This window comes from Stenotrophomonas koreensis, assembly GCF_001431525.1.
GTDB lineage: Bacteria > Pseudomonadota > Gammaproteobacteria > Xanthomonadales > Xanthomonadaceae > Stenotrophomonas > Stenotrophomonas koreensis.
Map to the genome: position 1 here is coordinate 59,788 of NZ_LDJH01000013.1, position 18,865 is coordinate 78,652.

19 protein-coding genes are annotated in these 18,865 nt (G+C 66.9%); 10 read left to right on the forward strand and 9 right to left on the reverse strand.

Annotated elements, in window-relative coordinates; translation table 11 throughout:
- Positions 1–9 precede the first annotated feature (9 nt).
- The 4 genes from ABB25_RS08360 to ABB25_RS08375 are packed head-to-tail and all read left to right on the forward strand — an operon-like array spanning position 10 to position 3,040.
- Positions 10–762: an ABC transporter substrate-binding protein gene (locus ABB25_RS08360; protein ID WP_152981139.1), complete on the forward strand. Its 753-nt coding sequence runs from the start codon at positions 10–12 to the stop codon at positions 760–762.
- Entirely contained in the window at positions 759–1,754 is a 996-nt protein-coding gene (locus tag ABB25_RS14545) for a FecCD family ABC transporter permease (protein ID WP_057665810.1), read from the forward strand. The genes ABB25_RS08360 and ABB25_RS14545 overlap by 4 nt, the downstream gene beginning before the upstream one ends.
- A complete protein-coding gene (locus ABB25_RS14550; RefSeq protein ID WP_057665813.1) occupies positions 1,751–2,482 on the forward strand; it encodes an ABC transporter ATP-binding protein in 732 nt (243 codons plus the stop codon). Before ABB25_RS14545 ends, ABB25_RS14550 begins: the two co-directional genes overlap by 4 nt.
- A gap of 3 nt (positions 2,483–2,485) precedes the next feature.
- Positions 2,486–3,040 carry a hypothetical protein gene (locus ABB25_RS08375; protein WP_057665814.1) on the forward strand — a complete coding sequence of 185 codons (555 nt, stop codon included), beginning with the start codon at positions 2,486–2,488 and terminating at the stop codon, positions 3,038–3,040.
- 90 nt (positions 3,041–3,130) lie between these two features.
- On the opposite strand, the gene ABB25_RS08380 is transcribed toward ABB25_RS08375, so the two are convergent.
- Complete coding sequence (locus tag ABB25_RS08380; RefSeq protein ID WP_057665816.1) at positions 3,131–3,592, reverse strand: bacteriohemerythrin; 462 nt, start codon at positions 3,590–3,592, stop codon at positions 3,131–3,133.
- Between the two features lie 95 nt (positions 3,593–3,687).
- On the reverse strand, positions 3,688–4,986 hold the full coding sequence (locus tag ABB25_RS08385) for an NAD(P)/FAD-dependent oxidoreductase (RefSeq protein WP_057665818.1): 1,299 nt from the start codon (positions 4,984–4,986) through the stop codon (positions 3,688–3,690).
- A gap of 156 nt (positions 4,987–5,142) precedes the next feature.
- Here ABB25_RS08385 and ABB25_RS08390 point away from each other — a divergent pair, with 156 nt between their 5' ends.
- From ABB25_RS08390 to ABB25_RS08415, 6 genes are all read left to right on the forward strand, one after another.
- Positions 5,143–6,543 carry a glutamine synthetase family protein gene (locus ABB25_RS08390; protein ID WP_057665820.1) on the forward strand — a complete coding sequence of 467 codons (1,401 nt, stop codon included), beginning with the start codon at positions 5,143–5,145 and terminating at the stop codon, positions 6,541–6,543.
- A 123-nt stretch (positions 6,544–6,666) separates the two neighbouring features.
- Positions 6,667–7,779: a polyamine ABC transporter substrate-binding protein gene (locus ABB25_RS08395; protein WP_057665822.1), complete on the forward strand. Its 1,113-nt coding sequence runs from the start codon at positions 6,667–6,669 to the stop codon at positions 7,777–7,779.
- A gap of 148 nt (positions 7,780–7,927) precedes the next feature.
- Positions 7,928–9,067 carry an ABC transporter ATP-binding protein gene (locus ABB25_RS08400; protein WP_152981115.1) on the forward strand — a complete coding sequence of 380 codons (1,140 nt, stop codon included), beginning with the start codon at positions 7,928–7,930 and terminating at the stop codon, positions 9,065–9,067.
- A complete protein-coding gene (locus ABB25_RS08405) occupies positions 9,064–9,978 on the forward strand; it encodes an ABC transporter permease subunit (RefSeq protein ID WP_057665826.1) in 915 nt (304 codons plus the stop codon). The genes ABB25_RS08400 and ABB25_RS08405 overlap by 4 nt, the downstream gene beginning before the upstream one ends.
- Positions 9,975–10,820 carry an ABC transporter permease subunit gene (locus ABB25_RS08410; RefSeq protein WP_152981117.1) on the forward strand — a complete coding sequence of 282 codons (846 nt, stop codon included), beginning with the start codon at positions 9,975–9,977 and terminating at the stop codon, positions 10,818–10,820. Before ABB25_RS08405 ends, ABB25_RS08410 begins: the two co-directional genes overlap by 4 nt.
- Positions 10,821–10,891: 71 nt before the next feature.
- On the forward strand, positions 10,892–12,253 hold the full coding sequence (locus ABB25_RS08415; protein WP_057665830.1) for an NAD-dependent succinate-semialdehyde dehydrogenase: 1,362 nt from the start codon (positions 10,892–10,894) through the stop codon (positions 12,251–12,253).
- 6 nt (positions 12,254–12,259) lie between these two features.
- On the opposite strand, the gene ABB25_RS08420 is transcribed toward ABB25_RS08415, so the two are convergent.
- From ABB25_RS08420 to ABB25_RS08450, 7 genes are all read right to left on the reverse strand, one after another.
- A complete protein-coding gene (locus tag ABB25_RS08420) occupies positions 12,260–13,246 on the reverse strand; it encodes a magnesium and cobalt transport protein CorA (RefSeq protein WP_057665832.1) in 987 nt (328 codons plus the stop codon).
- Positions 13,243–14,478 (reverse strand): lipoprotein N-acyltransferase Lnb domain-containing protein, encoded by a 1,236-nt coding sequence (locus ABB25_RS08425; RefSeq protein ID WP_425477320.1) that lies wholly within the window; start codon positions 14,476–14,478, stop codon positions 13,243–13,245. Before ABB25_RS08425 ends, ABB25_RS08420 begins: the two co-directional genes overlap by 4 nt.
- Positions 14,479–14,486: 8 nt before the next feature.
- Positions 14,487–15,365, reverse strand: a complete 879-nt coding sequence (locus ABB25_RS08430; RefSeq protein WP_057665835.1) for a CorC family transporter — start codon at positions 15,363–15,365, stop codon at positions 14,487–14,489.
- A gap of 111 nt (positions 15,366–15,476) precedes the next feature.
- Positions 15,477–16,070, reverse strand: coding sequence for a hypothetical protein (locus tag ABB25_RS08435; protein WP_083488201.1), 594 nt, complete (start codon positions 16,068–16,070; stop codon positions 15,477–15,479).
- Positions 16,071–16,125: 55 nt separating this feature from the next.
- Positions 16,126–16,617, reverse strand: a complete 492-nt coding sequence (gene ybeY / locus ABB25_RS08440; RefSeq protein ID WP_057665837.1) for an rRNA maturation RNase YbeY — start codon at positions 16,615–16,617, stop codon at positions 16,126–16,128.
- Between the two features lie 55 nt (positions 16,618–16,672).
- A complete protein-coding gene (locus tag ABB25_RS08445) occupies positions 16,673–17,551 on the reverse strand; it encodes a hypothetical protein (protein ID WP_057665839.1) in 879 nt (292 codons plus the stop codon).
- 38 nt (positions 17,552–17,589) lie between these two features.
- Entirely contained in the window at positions 17,590–18,570 is a 981-nt protein-coding gene (locus ABB25_RS08450) for a PhoH family protein (RefSeq protein ID WP_057665841.1), read from the reverse strand.
- Positions 18,571–18,865 lie beyond the last annotated feature (295 nt).

The window sequence follows — 18,865 nt, forward strand, 5'->3', positions numbered from 1 at the left end:
TTCTGGTTGATGGCCCTGTTGCTGCTGGCTGGCAGCGGCATGGCCGGCGTACCGCAGCGGGTGGTGTCGCTGGACCTGTGCAGCGACTGGATCCTGGGCGAGCATGCCGACAAGGGCCAGGTGGCCGGGTTGTCGGCCATGGGACAGCGCTTTGACGCCCGTTACGGGCCGGCCAGCGGCTGGCCCAGCCATGACGGCTCGCTGGAACAGGTGGTGGCCCTGCAGCCGGACCTGGTGCTGGTGGGGCCATACAACGCCAGCGCCCTGCGTCAGCGCCTGCAGGCGCTCGGCATAAGAGTGGAAGTGACACCGCTGCCGACCACGCTGGAGCAGGTGGCCGGCTTCGAGCGCCAGGTGCTGGGCCTGCTCGGTGGCGACCCGTCGCGCGCCCACCCGGTGCTGCCGATGCCGGCGCTGGCCGCCGATGCGCCGCGATTGCTGGTGCTGGGCGCCAACGGGGTGGGCACCGGTTTGCAGACCTTTGAAAATGAAGTTATCGCACGTGCGGGCTGGCGCAACTACCTGGCTCTTCCCGGTTATGTACGGCTGGACATGGAGGCGCTGGTGGCCGACCCGCCCGACGCCATCCTCTGGGCGGCACCGACCAGCCCGGCCAAGGCCAATGCCTTTGCCGGGCATCGCGCATTGCTGGCGGTGGTGCCGCCACCGCGCTGGCTGAAGACCGACAACTGGCGCTGGGAATGCCCCGGCCCCTGGACCTGGTCCCTGGTGGAGCAACTGCAGCAGTGGCGCAATCGATGAAACGTGGTCTCCTTCGCTACGGGCCGTTGCCCTTGCTGCTGCCGCTGGTCGGCGTGCTGGCCCTGGCCTCGCTGGCCATCGGCAGCACCGCGATGCCGGCGCTGGAAGGCCTGTGGCAATGGCTGCGCGGTGAGCACAGCCTGGCAGCGATCGTGATTGGCGAGATACGCCTGCCGCGCACCTTGCTGGCGCTGGCCGCCGGCGCCTGCCTGGGCCTGGCCGGGGCGGCGCTGCAGGGGTTGTTGCGCAACCCGCTGGCCGACCCGTCGCTGACCGGGGCCAGCCAGGGGGCGGCGCTGGGGGCGGCGGCGGTGTTCTATTTCGGCCTGTTCCCGGCCCTGGGCGGTTTTGCCACCGCGCTGGGCGGGCTGGCCGGGGCGCTGGCAGCGCTGGGGCTGGTGCTGTGGCTGGCCGGCGCCGGCAACCCGTCGCGGGTGATCCTGGCCGGGCTGGCCGTGTCCACCGTGGCCGGTGCCTCGTTGGCCGCGGTGTTGACCCTGGCGCCCAACCCCTACGCCTTGCAGGAACTGGTGTTCTGGTTGATGGGCTCGGTCGCCGACCGTGGCCTGGAGCAGCTGTGGGTGTTGCTGCCGGCATTGCTGCTCGGCAGCGCCCTTCTCTGGTGGCAGCGCGGCTTGCTGCATGCGCTGAGCCTGGGCGAGGACGTGGCCGCCAGCCTGGGCTTTGCGGTGGGCCGTGGCAGCCGCTGGCTGGTGCTGGGCTGCGGCCTGCTGGTCGGTGGCAGCGTGGCGGTAGCCGGCGGGATTGGTTTTGTCGGGCTGATGGTGCCGCACCTGTTGCGGCCGCTGGTCGCCCACCGGGCCGACCGCCTGTTGCTGCCCAGTGCGCTGGCCGGTAGTGCGCTGGTGCTGGCCGCGGACATGCTGGTACGGCTGATGCCGCCCGGGCGGCAGCTGCAGCTGGGGGTGCTGACCGCGCTGGTCGGTGCGCCGTTGTTTGTCCGCCTGGTGTTCAAGGAGCGTGGCCGGTGAGTGTGTTGCGTGGCAGCGGCCTGACTGTCGAGCATCGCCTGAGCGCGGTTGACCTGGTGCTCGAACCGGGCGAGCTGGTCGGGGTGATCGGCCCCAACGGGGCGGGCAAATCGACCTTGCTGTCGGTGCTGGCCGGGTTGCAGCCGCTGGCCCAGGGCGTGGTGACGCTGGACCAGCAGCCGCTGGAAAGCCTGCCCGCGCGCCAGCGCGCGCGGCAGATCGGTTACCTGGCCCAGTCCGGGCACAGCGCCTGGGCATTGCAGGTGGAGGACATCGTGGCCATGGGCCGCCTGCCCTGGGGCGATGCCGATGCCTGCGCCATTGCACAGGCACTTCGCGACAGCGGTGCCGAGGCCCTGCGCGGGCGGCGCATCGATGCGCTGTCCGGCGGCGAGCAGGCCCGGGTCTGGCTGGCCCGGGTGCTGGCCGGGCAGCCGCAGCTGCTGCTGGCCGACGAGCCGGTGGCCAGCCTGGACCTGTACTACCAGCGTGCGGTGATGCAGACCCTGCGTGGATTTGCCGACAGCGGCCGCAGCGCGCTGGTGGCCCTGCACGACCTGGCGCTGGCCGCACGCTATTGCGACCGCCTGCTGCTGCTGGCCGATGGCCGCCTGCACGCGGCCGGCAGCCCGGCCCAGGTGCTGCAGGCCGACCTGCTTCAAGCCGTGTATGGCCTGCCGGTACAGGTGGACCTGCAGGCACAACCACCGCACATCAGCTTCAGGTGAGTGATGAAACACAGCCGTGACCCCGACGAGAATTGCTACCCCTTCATCTATGAGGCCGGGGCGCTGTGCGACTTTGAGGTCTTCACCGACGAACTCTGTGGCCACCTTGGTGCGGCGCTGAGCCTGCTCGAGGACCCGGCTTGCCAGGACATTGTCGATGACCTGGCCGCGATCCAGCCGCTGGCCTTCCATGCCAATGGTTCGGTGCGCGGGCGGCTGGCCATTGGCGAGGCCGACATCGACTGGCTCAAGGCGCGGCTGCACTACTGGCGCCAGCAGCCCGGTGGCCATTACGCCGGCTTCGTGCTGCCGCGTGGTGCCCAGCCGGTGCCGACGCTTCACCTGGGGCGTTCGGCCTGCAAGAAGGCCATCCGCGCCCTGGTGCAGGTGGAGCAGCAGGGCATCACGGTGCCGCTGCAGGTGCCACGCCTGCTCAATGTGCTGTGCAACCTGCTGTTTGTGTTGACGCTGGTGATCAACCACCGGCGCGGGTTGGCCGAAGTGCCGTTTGTCAGCCTCAGCTATGGCCGTGCAGTGGCGACCCGGCCCCGGGATTGATGCAACCGGGCAGATGCCGGTCTGGCGATGATCGCCGCGCGAACCGGCCGCGCGGCCTGTTGACCACCTGCCACCCCCCAAGCGGTGCAATCAGCGGAACAGGCGCTTGAGCGTGCGTCCCAGCCAGTTGCCGTCATCGTGTTCGCGCGCGAACCGGTTCAGGTGGTTTTTGACCTGTTCGGCGTAGGCCTTGTCATCGCCGCGGATGTGGTTGAACAGCCAGCGCGAGAGCATCGTGCGCAGTTCATCGGTGATGTCCTCGCCGGCCTGGAAGCGCATGCGGTATTCGGACACGCGCTTGACGAACACCTCGTGCACGCGTTTGTGCGCGGCGCAGAAGGCGTAGCCGGCCTCTTCCATCAGCTCTTCTTCGAAGGCGAAATGCGACAGGGTGTAGTCGACCAGCTCATCGATCACCTCACCGACCACGGTGCGCTCCATCGAACGCTGGGCGTTGTACAGGTGGTTGAGCATCTCCACGATGCGGCGGTGTTGCTGATCAATGACCTCGATACCCGTATTGAGATCGTCCTGCCAAACCAGAAGAGCCATCTGAGCATTCCCCCTTGCGATGAGCGATTGGGGCGCAGCATAGGCGCGGGGCAGGGCGCCGGCGTTGATCTGGATCAAGCCGGCCGTTTGTGGGTTCAGCCCAGGCGGTCGCGCAGCTTGTACCAGCTCATCGCTGCCACCAGCAGCGGCCGGCGCAGCAGGCGGCCGCCGGGGAAGGGCTGGTGCCTGATGGCCGCAAACGCATCCAGGCCTTCGGCCTGGCCGGTGATCGCGCGGGCAATCAGGTCGCCGGCCATGCCGGTGGCGGCCACGCCATGGCCGCAGAAGCCCTGGGCAAAGTACACATTGGCCGCCAGCCGGCCGAAGTGCGGGGCGCGGTTGCGGGTGATGTCGATCATGCCGCCCCAGACGTTTTCCAGGCCGACATCGGCCAGCTGGGGAAACACTGCATGCATGCGCCGGGTCATCGCCGCCTGCAGCCCCGGTGGCGGCAGTGCCGAATAGCTGGCCATGCCCCCAAACAGCAGGCGGTGGTCGGCACTGAGGCGGAAATAATCCAGTGCCCAGTTCACATCGGCCACGGCGATGTCATTGGCGATCAGCCCCGCGGCACGTTCTGCCCCCAGTGGCGGGGTCGCACCGACATAGGTACCCACCGGCATGATGCGTTTTTCCAGCGCCGGATCGATGCCCTCCAGCAGGGCATTGCCGGCAATCACCGCAAACGGAGCCGTGATGCAGCCGTGCGAGGTATGTAGGCGGACCTGGCGGCCATGCTCGAGCCGGGTCACCGCGCTGTGCTCGTGGATGCGCACTCCCAGCTGGCGGGCGGCGCGTGCCAGCCCCAGCACATAACGCAGTGGATGCAGGTGGCCGGCATTGGCATCAAACAGGCCGGCAATGAAGCGCGGGCTGGCGACCTGTGCCTGCAGCTGGGCCTGGTCCCACAGCTGCAGTGGATAGTCATACAGCGCGGCCATGCGCTCGGCCTGCCGCTGCAGGCCGGTGGCCTGGCGCGCGCTGATGGCGACATCGGCCGCGCCGGGCCGCCATTGGCAATCGATCTGGAACTGATCGATCCGCTGTTTGAGCAGTGCCAGGCCCTGGCGCGAATAGTCGAACAGCACTCTTGCGTGGGCTTGGCCGGTGAGGCCTTCGAGCACCTGCTGGTCGCAGCCAAAACCGACCAAGGCCTGCCCGCCATTGCGCCCGGAGGCGCCCCAGCCGACCCGCTGCGCTTCCAGTACCACCACCTCCAGCCCCTGCTGGGCCAGTGAAACCGCCGCACCCAGCCCGGTAAGGCCGGCACCGAGGATCACCACGTCCGCCTGCCGGCTGCCGGCCAGGGGCGGCAGCGACACTGGCGGAGGAATGCTGCTGGTGTACCAGCTGGGACGGTAGCCGGCAGGAGGGTTCTGGATGCTCACCGGCACATGATAGGGGCAGTGGGCCGGCCCGGTGCAGTGGCGCGGTTGCCGTGGCAACACACTGCGGAGTAACGTGCCCGGGCTGGCAGGGCATGATACGCCCCTGCAGGCTGCTGCCCGGTGCTGGTACCGGTGTGTGGTGGCCCATCACCGGAGGTCCTGATGTCCAACCGTTCCCGCTCCCGTACCCGCAGCCGACTGCCGGTGGCAGCGCCGCCACCAGAGAGCACCCTGCTGCGCTGGTTGCGTGACAAGCGCATCACCGAGGTCGAGTGCCTGGTGCCGGACCTGACCGGCAACGCGCGCGGCAAGATCATCCCGGCCGACAAGTTCCGTCACGATTACGGCACCCGGCTGCCAGAAGGCATCTTCGCCACCACCGTGACCGGCGATTTTCCCGACGACTACCACGAAATCATCCCGCCGTCGGATTCGGACATGCTGCTGCGCCCGGATCCTGCGACCGTGCGCATGGTGCCCTGGGCCGCCGACCCGACCGCGCAGATCATCCATGACTGCGTCACCCGCAGCGGCCAGCCGCATGAACTGGCCCCGCGCAACGTGCTGCGGCGGGTGCTGGCCGAGTACGAACGCATCGGCCTGCGCCCGGTGGTGGCGCCGGAGCTGGAATTTTTCCTGGTGCAGAAAAACACCGATCCGGATTTCCCGCTGCAGCCGCCGGCCGGGCGTTCGGGGCGCCCGGAGACCGCCCGCCAGTCCTACTCCATCGATGCGGTCAATGAGTTCGACCCGATCCTGGACCTGATGTACGACTACTGCGATGCGATGGAACTGGACGTGGACACCCTGATCCACGAATCCGGTGCCGCGCAGCTGGAGGTCAACTTCACCCATGCCGATGCGATGGGCCTGGCCGACCAGGTGTTCCTGTTCAAGCGCACGATGCGCGAGGCCGCGCTGCGTCATGGCATCTACGCCACCTTCCTGGCCAAGCCGATGGAGAACGAGCCGGGTAGCGCGATGCACATCCACCAGAGCCTGGTCCGGGTCGCCGACGGGGTGAACGTGTTCTCCGGCGAGGTCGAGGGCGAGATCAGCCCGCTGCTGGGCCATTACATCGCCGGGCTGCAGAAGTATGTGCCGGCGGCGATGGCGTTCTTCGCCCCCAACGTCAACTCCTACCGCCGGTTGATGTTTGGCGAGGTCTCCCCGTCCAACGTGCACTGGGGCTATGACAACCGTACCTGCGGCCTGCGCGTGCCGCTGGACAGCCATGAGAACATGCGGGTGGAAAGCCGTTTTGCCGGCTCCGATGCCAACCCGTACCTGGCCATGGCCGCGACCCTGGCCTGTGGCCTGCTCGGCATCCGCGAACAACTGCAGCCGACCCCGGCACAGACCGGCAGTGCCAAGGTGCTCGGCTATGACCTGCCGCGCTCGCTGGGCGAGGCGCTGGACCACCTGCAGGCGTGCCAGCCGTTGCAGGAACTGATCGGGCCGCGCTTCTGCCGGGCCTACACCTCGGTCAAGCACAAGGAGTATGAAACCTTCTTCCGCGTGATCAGCTCCTGGGAACGCGAGTTTTTGCTGCTCAATGTCTGATCACACGGCACTGCGACCTGTCCATGCAAACTCCAGCGCTGGCGTTGCAGCCCCATGGCCGTTACGCTGGCGCCCGCGCCGGCACTGACGGCGGACCTTTCAAGCACCGTACTGGAGACACTGATGAAGCTACGCACCCTCTCTGCCGGCCTGGTGGCCGCCATCCTCACCGCTTGCGGCGGTGGCAGCACGGAGGGCGAAGCTGCCAAACAGGTTGTCAATGTCTATAACTATTCGGACTACATCGCCGAAGACACCATCCCGAATTTTGAAGCCGCTACCGGCATCAAGGTCACCTACGACGTGTTTGACAGCGACGAGATGGTCGAAGCCAAGCTACTGGCCGGTGACAGTGGCTACGACGTGGTGGTGCCGACCCTGAACTTCTTCGGCCGCCAGATCCAGGCCGGCGTGTTCCTGGAGCTGGACAAGGCCAAGATCCCGAACCTGGCCAACCTGGACGCCGACATCATGGCCCGCATCGCCGGCCAGGATCCGGACAACAAGTACGGCGTGCCGTACATGATGGGCACCACCGGTATTGGCTACAACGTGGCCAAGCTGAAGGAGCGCTTCGGCGAGGACACCGAGATCGGCAACAGCTGGGACCTGGTCTTCAAGCCGGAAAACATCGCCAAGATGAAGGACTGCGGTGTCACCCTGCTCGACACCCCGGCCGACATGCTGCCGATCGCCCTGCACTACCTGGGCCTGGACCCGCACTCGTCCAATGAGGCTGACCTGACCAAGGCCGCCGACCTGCTCAAGTCGATCCGTCCGTACGTGCAGAACTTCCATTCCAGCCAGTACGTTTCCTCGCTGGCCAATGGCAGCACCTGCCTGGTTGTGGGTTGGTCCGGTGACATCATCCAGGCCCGTGACCGCGCCGAGGAAGCCGGCAACGGGGTGGAAGTGGCCTATTCGATCCCGGTCGAAGGGGCGCCGCAGTGGTTTGACATGCTGGCCATCCCGGCCGATGCCAAGAACGTAGATGCTGCCTATGCCTTCATCAACTACATGCTTGATGCCAAGGTTGCGGCCAACAACACCAACTTCATCCAGTACGCCAACCCGGTTGCGACCGCGACCCCGCTGGTGGACCCGGAAATCAGTGCGGATCCGACCATCTACCCGCCGGCCGATGTCGCCGCGCGCATGTTCACCTACGCGGTCAACAACCCGGAAACCGACCGGCTGTATACCCGCCTGTGGACCGAGATCAAGACCGGCCGTTGAGCCTGTCCTGGCCGTGGATCCGGCCACACACCGGCAGGGTTGGCCTTGGCGCCGGCCCTGCCGTCACCACGAGATTTGATTGGCGCACGCCGCTGCGCCGATCCATGCAGGCGGACGTGCGTTCCGCCTTTTCCTTTGAGGGATGGCCATGGCCGCAACACAACCCGTGATCGAGCATGTACCCGGCGCCACTGCCACTGGCAACGGTTATCTCTCGCTGGTGGGCGTGCGCAAGGAATACGACGGCTTCGTCGCCGTGGACAATGTCTCGCTGGACATCGGCAAGGGCGAGATCTTTGCCCTGCTCGGTGGCTCGGGCAGTGGCAAATCGACGCTGTTGCGTTGCCTGGCCGGGTTTGAAACCCCCAGCGCCGGTGAAATCCGCCTCGATGGCCAGCTGCTCAACGGCCTGCCGCCGTACGAGCGCCCGGTCAACATGATGTTCCAGTCCTATGCACTGTTTCCGCACATGAGCGTGGAGCAGAACATCGCCTTCGGCCTGAAGCAGGACGGCATGGCCAAGGACGCCATCGCCGCGCGGGTGGCCGAGATGCTGGCGCTGGTACAGCTGGGTCATCTGGGCAAGCGCAAGCCGCACCAACTTTCCGGTGGCCAGCAGCAGCGCGTGGCGCTGGCCCGTTCGCTGGCCAAGAGCCCGAAACTGCTGCTGCTGGACGAGCCGATGGGCGCGCTGGACAAGAAGCTGCGCTCGCGCATGCAGCTGGAGCTGGTGGACATCATCGAGCAGCTGGGCGTGACCTGCGTGATGGTCACCCATGACCAGGAAGAGGCGATGACCATGGCCCACCGCATGGCGGTGATGGACCAGGGCTGGATCCAGCAGGTCGGCATCCCCTCGGACATCTACGAGCAGCCGGCCAACCGTTTCGTGGCCAGCTTCATCGGCTCGGTCAACCTGATCGATGGCGTCATCGACGAGGACCTGCCCGAGTACGTCACCGTGCGCACCCCGGATTTCCCGGCCCCGGTCTACATCGGCCACGGCATCACCTGCTATGAAGGCCAGCCGGTGTCCTTTGCGCTGCGCCCGGAAAAGGTCCATATCGCCAAGGAAGAGCCGGAAGGCCCTTACAACAAGGCGCGCGGGGTGGTCGAGGACATTGCCTATTTCGGCAGCCACTCGGTCTACCACGTGCGCCTGCCGTCCGGGGCCAGGATCATGGCCAACTTCGCCAACATGAAGCGCTGGGACAGCGATGGCATCACCTGGAAGGATGAGGTCTGGGTGTCCTGGCGCGACAACGACGGCGTGGTGCTGGTGTCATGAGTGCGCTGACCCGGTTCAAGCCGGCATGGCCGGACGTGCGCAAGCTGGTAACCGCGTTGCCGTACCTGTGGCTGCTGCTGTTTTTCGCGGTGCCGTTCCTGATCGTGGCGCGGATCAGCTTTTCCAGCGCGGCCAGCGCGATGCCGCCGTACACCGATGTGGTCGGCTACAGCGAGCGCGCGCTGCAGATCACCCTGAACCTGGGCAACTACCTGGCACTGCTGGGTGACAGCCAGTACATGCTGGCCTACCTGAGCTCGATCAAGGTCGCGCTGATCGCCACCGTGCTGACGTTGCTGATCGGCTACCCGATGGCCTATGTCATCGCCGGCATGCAGCCGGCCACCCGCAGCGTGCTGATGATGCTGGTGGTGCTGCCGTCGTGGACCTCGTTCCTGATCCGGGTGTATGCCTGGATCGGCATCCTGGACACCCACGGCATCCTCAACCGCACGCTGATGGCCATCGGCATCATCGACAGCCCGCTGCGCATTCTCTACACCCCGACCGCCGCCTATATCGGCCTGGTCTATTGCTACCTGCCGTTCATGGTGCTGCCGCTGTACGCCAACCTGGTCAAGCATGACCGCCGGCTGCTCGAGGCCGCCTACGACCTCGGCGCCAAGCCGTGGCAGGCCTTCGTGCGCATCACCCTGCCATTGTCCAAGGCGGGCATCATCGCCGGCTGCATGCTGGTGATGATTCCGGCCATCGGTGAGTTCGTGATCCCGGAAATGCTCGGTGGCCCGGATACGCTGATGATCGGCCGGGTGCTGTGGGGCGAGTTCTTCAACAACCGCGACTGGCCGATGGCCTCGGCGGTGGCCATCATCATGCTGCTGATCCTGCTGGTGCCGATCCTGGTGTTCAACCGCTTCCAGCAGAAGGAAATGGAGGGCAAGCTGACATGAGCATGCCCGGCAAGCGTCCCTGGCTGGGCTGGGCGGTACTGGCCGCCGGCTTTGCCTTCCTCTACCTGCCGATCCTGTTGCTGATGGTGTATTCGTTCAACGAATCGCGCCTGGCCACGGTGTGGACCGGTTTTTCGACCAAGTGGTATGGCGAGCTGCTGCGTGACCGCCAGTTGCTGCAGGCGGCCTGGATCAGCCTGAAGGTGGCCTTCTGGACCGCCAGTGCGGCGGTGGTGCTGGGCACGATGGCCGCGCTGGCGATGGTGCGCTTTGGCCGTTTCCGCGGCCGCACCGGCTTTGGCGCGCTGGTTACCGCACCGCTGGTGATGCCCGAGGTGATCCTGGGCCTGTCCACGCTGCTGCTGCTGGTCTCGATGGGCGGGCTGTTCGGGCTGCCGTCCAAGGGCCTGGTGGCGATCTGGATCGCGCATGTCACCTTCACCCTGGCCTACGTCACCGTGGTGGTGTCCTCGCGGCTGCAGGAACTGGACCGTTCGCTGGAAGAGGCGGCGATGGACCTGGGCGCCAACCGGATCAAGACCTTCTTCCAGATCACCCTGCCGATCATCGCCCCGGCGCTGGTCGCTGGCTGGCTGCTTGCCTTCACCCTGTCGCTGGATGACGTGGTGATTGCCAGCTTCCTGTCCGGGCCGAGCTCGACCACCTTGCCGATCAAGATCTTCGCCTCGGTGCGCCTGGGGGTCAGCCCGAAGATCAACGCGCTGGCCACGATCATGGTGCTGGCGGTGTCGCTGATCGCGGTGATCGGCTGGTGGCTGATGGCACGCAGTGAAAAACGCCGCGCGCGTGAAGTGCAGCAGGCGTTGAAGGACAACGGCTGAGCCGTCTGCTGCAGCCGTTTCGGCCTGCCGGCCTACAATGGCCGGCATCGACTAACGGGAGCCTGCAGACAATGAACGCCACGCCCAACCCCTACACCGGGCAGGTGGAACATCAGCAGCGTCTGGATGACGCGGCACAGCTCGAGCAGCGCATCGCCAGTGCGACCGCCGCGTTTGCCGGCTGGTCCATTACGCCCTGGGAGCAGCGCGTCGGCGTGTTGCGCCGGGCGGCGCAGGCCCTGCGCGCGCAGGCACCGGAACTGGCGGCACTGATGCGGGCGGAAATGGGCAAGCTGCAGCGCGAAGGCGTGGCCGAGGTCAACAAATGCGCCAGCGTCTGCGAGTACTACGCCGACCACGCCCAGGCGATGCTGGCCGATGAGCCGATCGCCACCGAGGCCCGCCGCAGCTATGTGCGGCATGAGCCGCTGGGCTGCGTGCTGGCGGTGATGCCGTGGAATTTCCCGTTCTGGCAGGTGTTCCGTTTCCTCGCCCCGGCGCTGATGGCCGGCAATGTGGCCCTGCTCAAGCATGCGGCCAACGTGCCGCGCTGCGCCGATGCCATTGCCCGGTTGCTGGCCGGCGCCGGGCTGCCGGACGGGGTGTTCGGGGTGCTGCATATCGACAACGAACAGACCGCCACGGTGGTGGCCGATCGACGGATCCGTGCGGTCAGCCTGACGGGCAGTGAGCGGGCCGGCAGCGCGGTAGCTGCCAATGCCGGCAGGCACCTGAAGAAGTGCGTGCTGGAGCTGGGCGGCAGCGATGCCTTCATCGTGCTGGCCGATGCCGACCTGGAGGCGGCGGTGGCGGCGGCAGCGGCCTCGCGTTTTGACAATGCCGGGCAGACCTGCATCGCGGCCAAGCGCTTCATCGTGCTGCCCGAAGTGGCCGATGCCTTCGTGCGTGGCCTGGTGCACGCGGCCGGACAGCGTGTGTATGGCGATCCGGCCGATGCGCAGACCTCGTTGGCGCCGATGGCCCGGGCCGACCTGCGTGACGAACTGGACAGGCAGGTGCGCCAGTCGGTGGCTGCCGGGGCACAGGTGCTGATCGGTGGTGCACCGCTGGTGCAGACCCATGCCGGCTATCCGGCCACGGTGCTGGATCATGTGGCCGCGGGCATGCCCGCCTATGCCGAGGAGTTGTTCGGGCCGGTGGCGGCGGTGATCCGGGTGCCGGATGTCGCCACGGCCATCGCGGTGGCCAATGACACCGATTACGGGCTGGGTGGCAGTGTGTGGGGCGCCGATGTGCAGGCTGCCGAGGCCGTGACGGCTGCCCTGCAGTGCGGGGCAGCCTTCGTCAATGCGCCGGTACGTTCGGATCCGCGGCTGCCGTTTGGTGGTTGCAAGCGCTCCGGCTTCGGCCGGGAACTGGGCCGTGCCGGCCTGCTGGAGCTGGTCAACAGCAAGACCGTCTACCTGGCCTGATCCGGTTTACAGCCAGTCGGCCCGCTTGAACAGGCGGTACAGCCCGACGCACACCAGCAGCACTGCTGCGCCCAGCAGCGGATAGGCATATGGGCTGTCCAGCTCGGGCATCCGGGTGAAGTTCATCCCGTACCAGCTGGTGATCAGGGTCGGGGCGGCCAGCAGCGCCGCCCACGCACCCAGCCGTTTGACCGTCTCGCCCTGGGACAGGGTGACGATGGACAGGTTCACGCTCAGCGCGGTGCTGATCATGTCGCGCAGGGTATCGATGGCATCGGCCACCCGCGCAACATGGTCATGCACGTCGCGCAGGTAGGGCCGGACCTCGTCGGCAACCAGCTCGCCGGGGCTGCGCCGCAGCTGCCCCAGCACATCCTGCAGCGGGCTGACCGCCATCCGCATCAGGTTGACCTCGCGCTTGAGCTCGTACAGCCGGCGGATCGTGCTGCGCTTGTAGCGGTCGGCAAAGATGTCCTTTTCCAGCGCATCCAGGCTCTGTGTCAGCTGGTCGGTGATCGGCAGGTAGTTGTCCACCACCGCATCGAGCACCGCGTACAAGCACACCGAGGGCCCCAGCCGCAACAGGCCAGGTTCCAGTTCCAGGCGCTCGCGCACCGGCTCGTACGACAGCGAGGCAGCGTGGCGGATGGTGATCAAGAAGCGCTTGCCCAAAAACAGATGGGTCTCGCCATAGCGCAGTTTCTGTTCGATCTGCTGGGTGGTGTGCACCACCACGAACAGCACATCGTCAAAGCTTTCCACCTTGGGCCGCTGGTGGGCCTTGGCCGCATCCTCAATGGCCAGCGGATGCAGGTTGAACAGGGCCTGCATCTGCTGCAATGCGGCCATGTCCGGTTCGTACAGGCCGATCCAGACAAAGCCCTCATCGTTGTTGAGCTGCGCCTTGACCTGGTCCAGGGCGATGGCCTGGCGGCTGCCATCCGGCCGGTAATGGGTGCAGCTTTTCACCCCGTGCGGCAGTGTCGGGTTCACCGTGCACCTGCCTGGCCCGGGCGCCGGCGCAGTTGCCAGGCCAGTACCGCATGGGCCGGGGTGAGCAGCACGATCCAGCCCAGATGCGCCTGGCCACGGACCTGCAGCCCATACAGCAGCAGGGCGAACAGGCTGCCAGCCAGCAACAGCAGCGACAGCCAGAAAAATCCGCTGGCCGGTTGCCGGCCCTGCCACCAGCGACGGGCGGCAGGCAGCAGGCCCAGCGCCAGTGGCGAGCACAGCAGCAGGTTGTGGTTGGTCCAGCCGGCGGTGTGCTCGGTGGCCAGCCAGAGCAGGGTCAACAGCGTGCCGAGCAGGCCGCTGCTGGTCCAGAACCCGGCCGCCAGCAGGGCCTGCAGGCGGTGGCGCCGCTGGCTCAGCCACAGCGCGCCGGCCAGCCCCAGCCCGAACAGCAGCCAGGGCCACAACTGGCGTGGCCGTTCGGCCGGTTCGGGCGGCAGCCGGTGTGGCAGCAGTTCAATCTCCTCGGCCACCAGGGCGCGGCCTTCGCTGTTGCTGGCCAGGCGCAGGCTGTCAGCCAGCCGCATCGGCACGAAGGCCTCTTCCCAGCGCGAGAGCGGCCGGTCGGCGGCCGGGCCCAGTGCCAGGTCAAAGCCCAGCCACATCCACGGCGAGGGCCTTGCCAGCCGGATCGATTCGCTGCGCCAGGTATTGCCGGCCGAGCGGCCGGCCAGCTGTGCCTGCAGGTGGCCGCCCATGGCCTGGTCCAGCGCATCGCGCACCATCGTGGCGCAGTTGGCCTGGTAGTAGTCGTAACGGTAACGGGCCTCAGGCGAGTTGGCCCGTGTGGCCAGCGCCTCGGCCAAGGAGCGTGCCTGGTCCGGCGGCAGGTCCAGCCATTGCAGGGTGGCGCCGCGTCCGGCCTGCTGGTACTGGCGCAGGTCCTCGGCCAGTGGCAGCGCCACCAGCCAGTACATCATCCTGCCGCGGGCAAAATTGCCGACAAAGTCCGGCTCGGACGGATCAAAGAAGCCGAAGTTGTAGGACACCGGTTCCAGCCCGGGTTCGGCGACGACGATGGCATCGTGGCCGAAGCGCTCGAAAAAGATCTCGCCCGGGGCCATGGTGACCACGCCGATGCGCGGGGCGGGCTGGGCGGGGGCTGCTTCGGCAGTCCGCTCAGCGGCCAGGCCGGCCGCCTGGACAGGGCTGAAAATGATGCTGGCCAGGGCCAGCACGGCCCCGGCCAGCAGCCAGGCGAAGCGGCGCACGCAGGTGCTCAATCCGCCTCCGGGTTCACCGGCGGCAGCACGGTGACATGGAAGGCCTGCACGCGGCGCGCATCGGCCTTGGCCACCCGGAACAGGAAGCGGTCCAGGCTCAGCTCATCGCCGGTCTCGGGCAGGTGGCCGAAGGCTTCCACCACCAGGCCGCCGATGGTGTCGTAATCCTCGTCGGAGAAATCGGCACCGAAGCGTTCGTTGAAATCCTCGATCGCGGTCAGCGCATCGACCACGAACTGACCATCGGCCTGGATCGCGATCTGGGTGGAGTGGTCTTCGGCCTCGTCATGCTCGTCATCGATCTCGCCGACGATCTGCTCCAGCACGTCCTCGATGGTGACCAGGCCGGCAACCCCGCCGTACTCATCGACCACGATGGCCATGTGGTTGCGCGAGAGGCGGAATTCCTTGAGCAGCACGTTCAGGCGCTTGGATTCGGGGATCAGGACCGCCGGGCGCAGCAGCTCGCGGATGTTGGCCGGGCCGTTGTCGGCGACCACGCCGCGCAGCAGGTCCTTGGCCAGCAGCACGCCGAGGACTTCGTCGCGGTTTTCGCCGTGTACCGGGAAGCGTGAGTGGCCGGATTCGACCACCTGCTTCATCAGGTCCAGAAAGCCCGATTCCAGCGGCAGTGACACCATCTGCGAGCGCGGGATCATCACATCACCCACGGTCAGGTCGGCGACATTGATCGCGCCTTCCATCATCTTCAGCGTGTCGGCGGCAATCAGCCCGTCGGTCTGGGCGGTCTGCAGCACGGCGAGCAGGTCATCGCGGGTGTGCGGTTCGCCGGAAAAGGCCGAGCTCAGACGCTCAAGCCAGCTACGTTTCTTTTCAGGCTCGCCATGCGAGCCACTACTGTCGTCTTCTGACATCTCTTGGCAGTGCGGTGCCCACGCATGGCGGGCGGTAGGGCGAGTCTAACAGGGCAGCTGCGGCCGGTGCGAGAGCAATCGCGCGGGCTTTGCCGCCCTGGTGGCGGTGGCTCAATCCTCGCTGGGGGCAGGGTCGGAATCGGGCTGCTCTTCCGGCAGGTCCAGCGAATAGGTGCAGCCCAGCAGGGTTTTGCCGACATGGCTGGCCACCGTCGATACCCCGATCACGGCCGATTCGATCAGTACCTGGCCGTTGTCCGGGTCGATCCAGTCGCGGCTGACCAGTTCGCGGCCGGCCATGAACTTGCCGTTTTCATCGACCACCACTTCCAGTGCCAGCTCCGCGGCCAGTGCCTGCGGGCTGACCTGCTCCAGCACCAGCATCACCGTGCCGCCGGAAATGGCCAGCCAGTCGCTGTGCCGGCCGTAGGCCTGTACCGGCGTGTTGAGCCGGTACTCGGCCATGAACGGGTTGGTCCGCGGCCGTGGGGCCCAGCCCAGGGCCACGGCCTGCAGCGGCTCATCGACCGCGCCGGTCAGGCCGGCGAACTGTTCGACGCTGGCCTGGCATTGAACCAGGGCCGACAGGTCAGGGTGTGGTGGGCTGCCGGGGCTGGCAGGCTGGCCGTGGGCGATGGCTGACAGCAGCAGGCCGCCGATTGCCGTGGCGTGCAGGGTGGGACGTCGTAAGCGGGTGATGGACATCGATGGCGTGATCAACAGCGGGCACAGGGCAGGCAGTGTGCCAGTTCGTGCCGGCTCAGCGCTCGCCTGCGTATGGGTCGGCGATACCCAGGCTGGCCAGGATCTGCCGCTCCAGCGCTTCCATTTCTTCGGCTTCCTCATCCTCGATATGGTCAAAGCCGAGCAGGTGCAGCACGCCGTGGATAGTGAGATGGGCGTAGTGATCGCCCAGCGCCTTGCCCTGTTCTGCCGCTTCGCGCGCGACCACCGGCGCGCAGATCACCAGGTCACCCAGCTGCGGGAAGTCGAAGTCCTCCGGCAGCCCTTCGGGCATCTCGGCCGGAAAGGACAGCACGTTGGTGGCGTAGTCCTTGCCGCGATACTGCAGGTTCATCGCCTGGCCTTCGGCGGTATCGACCAGACGGATGGCCACTTCCGAATCGAAGCGGCGGCCGGCGCCATCCACTGCTGCCTTCACCCATTTGCGGAAACTGGCCGCTGCCGGCAGGCCGGCACGGGGCAGGGCGTAGCTGACGGCGACATCAAGATGGACGGGGCCCTTGGTCATGTTGGTTCCAGCACTGGCGCAATACGAAAGCGCACAGTATCGCCCGCAGGCGCGCTTACTGCGACTTCCAGTCCTGCGCGCTGAAGGCGATTTCGACAATGTCGTGGTCCAGGCGCTGTTGCGCGCTGACCGCCTTGCCCGCGTCCTGGTGGCAGTTGAGGGACTGGTGGACGGTGATCTGCCGCACCAGCTCCAGTGCGGCTTCCTCGTCGGGCGCATCGGCCGGAACGTTGATCTGCGCACTGGCGCAGCTGCCGACATGGGCCACCTGCAGTGCCGGCACCAGTTCGCGCGCGGCACGGTCAGCCAGGGCGTTGAAGCGGTCCTGGTCGATGTCCTGCTGTGCGGCGGAGGCGCGCAGCTTGAGCCAGTACAGCTGCTTGTAGAACAGGTAGGCATTGGAGTGCATCGGCAGCTCGCGCGGCGGCAGGCTCAGCTGCAGTTGCAGCTTGCGGCCCTCCACCTGCTCGATGGCGGCAATGGTGGCAATCACCCGGGCGTCGAAATCGTTGGCCGGGGCGGTGCCGGCTGTAGGCCCGGCGGGCAGGGCGAACGTCGCTTCGCCCAGCTCACGCAACTGGCTGTAGGAGCCCTGGGCCTTGGCATGGGCCATGCTGGCACGCAGGTCGCGCATCCCGACCTGCAGCGCCTCGGCCGGGGTCATGCGCCCGGCAGGGTACACATACAGGTCGATACGCAGGCCCGGATGGTCATCGCTGGTGTAGCGGAAGCCGGCCCCGGCGTATTTGTTCGCCGGGTCGTAGCTGCTTGCCTGCAGGCTGAAACCGCCGGCCTGACGCGGTGCCTGCAGGTAGCTGGTTTCAATGTAAGGCCGCTCATCGGCGGTGTTGCCGGCCTGTTCGGCGGCGGCCGGCAGGCTGGCGGTGGACAGCAGCAGGTACAGCGGCAGCAACAACAGGACGGGGCGTGACATGGCGGTTCCTGACGGCGACGGTAACCGGCAGTGTAGGCCTATTCAGCAGCGGCGGTGCCCTGCTGCTCGCGGCGTTCGTAGGCGTTGACGATGCGGGCCACCAGTGGGTGACGCACCACGTCGCGCGATTCAAAGAAGGTGAAGCTCACGCCCTCGACCTCGCGCAGCACCTCGATGGCATCGCGCAGGCCCGAGCGCACGTGCTTGGGCAGGTCGGTCTGGGTCAGGTCGCCGGTGACCACGGCGGTGGAGCCGAAGCCCAGCCGGGTCAGGAACATCTTCATCTGCTCGATGGTGGTGTTCTGCGCCTCGTCCAGGATCACGAAGGCGTCATTGAGGGTGCGCCCGCGCATGTAGGCCAGCGGTGCGATCTCGATGACGTTCTTCTCCAGCAGCTTGGCGACCTTCTCCACCCCGAGCATCTCGTACAGGGCGTCGTACAGCGGGCGCAGGTACGGGTCGACCTTCTGGGTCAGGTCACCGGGCAGGAAGCCGAGCTTCTCGCCGGCCTCCACCGCCGGGCGGACCAGGATCAGCCGCTGCACGCGCGATTCGTTGAGCGCGTCCACCGCCATGGCCACGGCCAGAAAGGTCTTGCCGGTACCGGCCGGGCCGATGCCGAAGTTGATGTCGTGGGTGGCGATCTGGTGCAGGTAGCGGGCCTGGTTGGCACCGCGGCCACGCACGGTGCCGCGCTTGACCCGGATGGCCACGTCCTGGGCGGCATAGCTGCGCTGGGCGACCTGCTCGACATTGGCCTGGCTCAGGCGCAGCGCGATCTGGGCGCTGTCCAGGCTCACCTCGGCCGCCTCCTCGTACAGGGACTGGATCAGCCGGCTTGCCGCCATCACGGCGGGCTTGGCGCCGCTGATGTGGAAAATATTGGCGCGGTTGGCAATTTCCACCCCGAGCGCGCCTTCGATCTGGCGCAGATGGGCATCGAACGGGCCGCACAGGCTGGCCAGACGTTCGTTGTCCAGCGGCTCCAGGGTGAAGTCTTGGCGATGGTTCTGGGACATGGGGACTCCGCCGGACCAGCCGGCCAATCACGAAATGACAAGGGGCAAAGGTAGGCCGCCAGGCTCGGAAGAGCCAGTGGGGCCGGCCAGGAGTTATCCACCGGGGCTGTGGACTTCTCGGTGGTAAACCCTGTGGATAAGCATGTTTGGCCCGCTCGCCGTAAGGGCTTGTGGTTGCCGGGTGAAAAAAGTGCCAATGCTGTGATCCATTGCCGCCTCCGGGCCTGTCGCCATTGTCCGTTGCACCCGGGCAAGGGCAGGCCGCAGGGCAGCTGTGCAGGCAGGTGCCCAGCGG

Coding starts and splice junctions, on each gene's coding strand:
- ABB25_RS08450 (WP_057665841.1), bottom strand. CDS start 18,570: ATGTCCCAGAACCATCGCCAAGACTTCACCCTGGAGCCGCTGGACAAC.
- ABB25_RS08360 (WP_152981139.1), top strand. CDS start 10: ATGGCCCTGTTGCTGCTGGCTGGCAGCGGCATGGCCGGCGTACCGCAG.
- ABB25_RS08410 (WP_152981117.1), top strand. CDS start 9,975: ATGAGCATGCCCGGCAAGCGTCCCTGGCTGGGCTGGGCGGTACTGGCC.
- ABB25_RS08405 (WP_057665826.1), top strand. CDS start 9,064: ATGAGTGCGCTGACCCGGTTCAAGCCGGCATGGCCGGACGTGCGCAAG.
- ABB25_RS08430 (WP_057665835.1), bottom strand. CDS start 15,365: ATGTCAGAAGACGACAGTAGTGGCTCGCATGGCGAGCCTGAAAAGAAA.
- ABB25_RS08415 (WP_057665830.1), top strand. CDS start 10,892: ATGAACGCCACGCCCAACCCCTACACCGGGCAGGTGGAACATCAGCAG.
- ABB25_RS08445 (WP_057665839.1), bottom strand. CDS start 17,551: ATGTCACGCCCCGTCCTGTTGTTGCTGCCGCTGTACCTGCTGCTGTCC.
- ABB25_RS14545 (WP_057665810.1), top strand. CDS start 759: ATGAAACGTGGTCTCCTTCGCTACGGGCCGTTGCCCTTGCTGCTGCCG.
- ABB25_RS08380 (WP_057665816.1), bottom strand. CDS start 3,592: ATGGCTCTTCTGGTTTGGCAGGACGATCTCAATACGGGTATCGAGGTC.
- ABB25_RS08400 (WP_152981115.1), top strand. CDS start 7,928: ATGGCCGCAACACAACCCGTGATCGAGCATGTACCCGGCGCCACTGCC.
- ABB25_RS08390 (WP_057665820.1), top strand. CDS start 5,143: ATGTCCAACCGTTCCCGCTCCCGTACCCGCAGCCGACTGCCGGTGGCA.
- ABB25_RS08395 (WP_057665822.1), top strand. CDS start 6,667: ATGAAGCTACGCACCCTCTCTGCCGGCCTGGTGGCCGCCATCCTCACC.
- ABB25_RS08375 (WP_057665814.1), top strand. CDS start 2,486: ATGAAACACAGCCGTGACCCCGACGAGAATTGCTACCCCTTCATCTAT.
- ABB25_RS08435 (WP_083488201.1), bottom strand. CDS start 16,070: ATGTCCATCACCCGCTTACGACGTCCCACCCTGCACGCCACGGCAATC.
- ybeY (WP_057665837.1), bottom strand. CDS start 16,617: ATGACCAAGGGCCCCGTCCATCTTGATGTCGCCGTCAGCTACGCCCTG.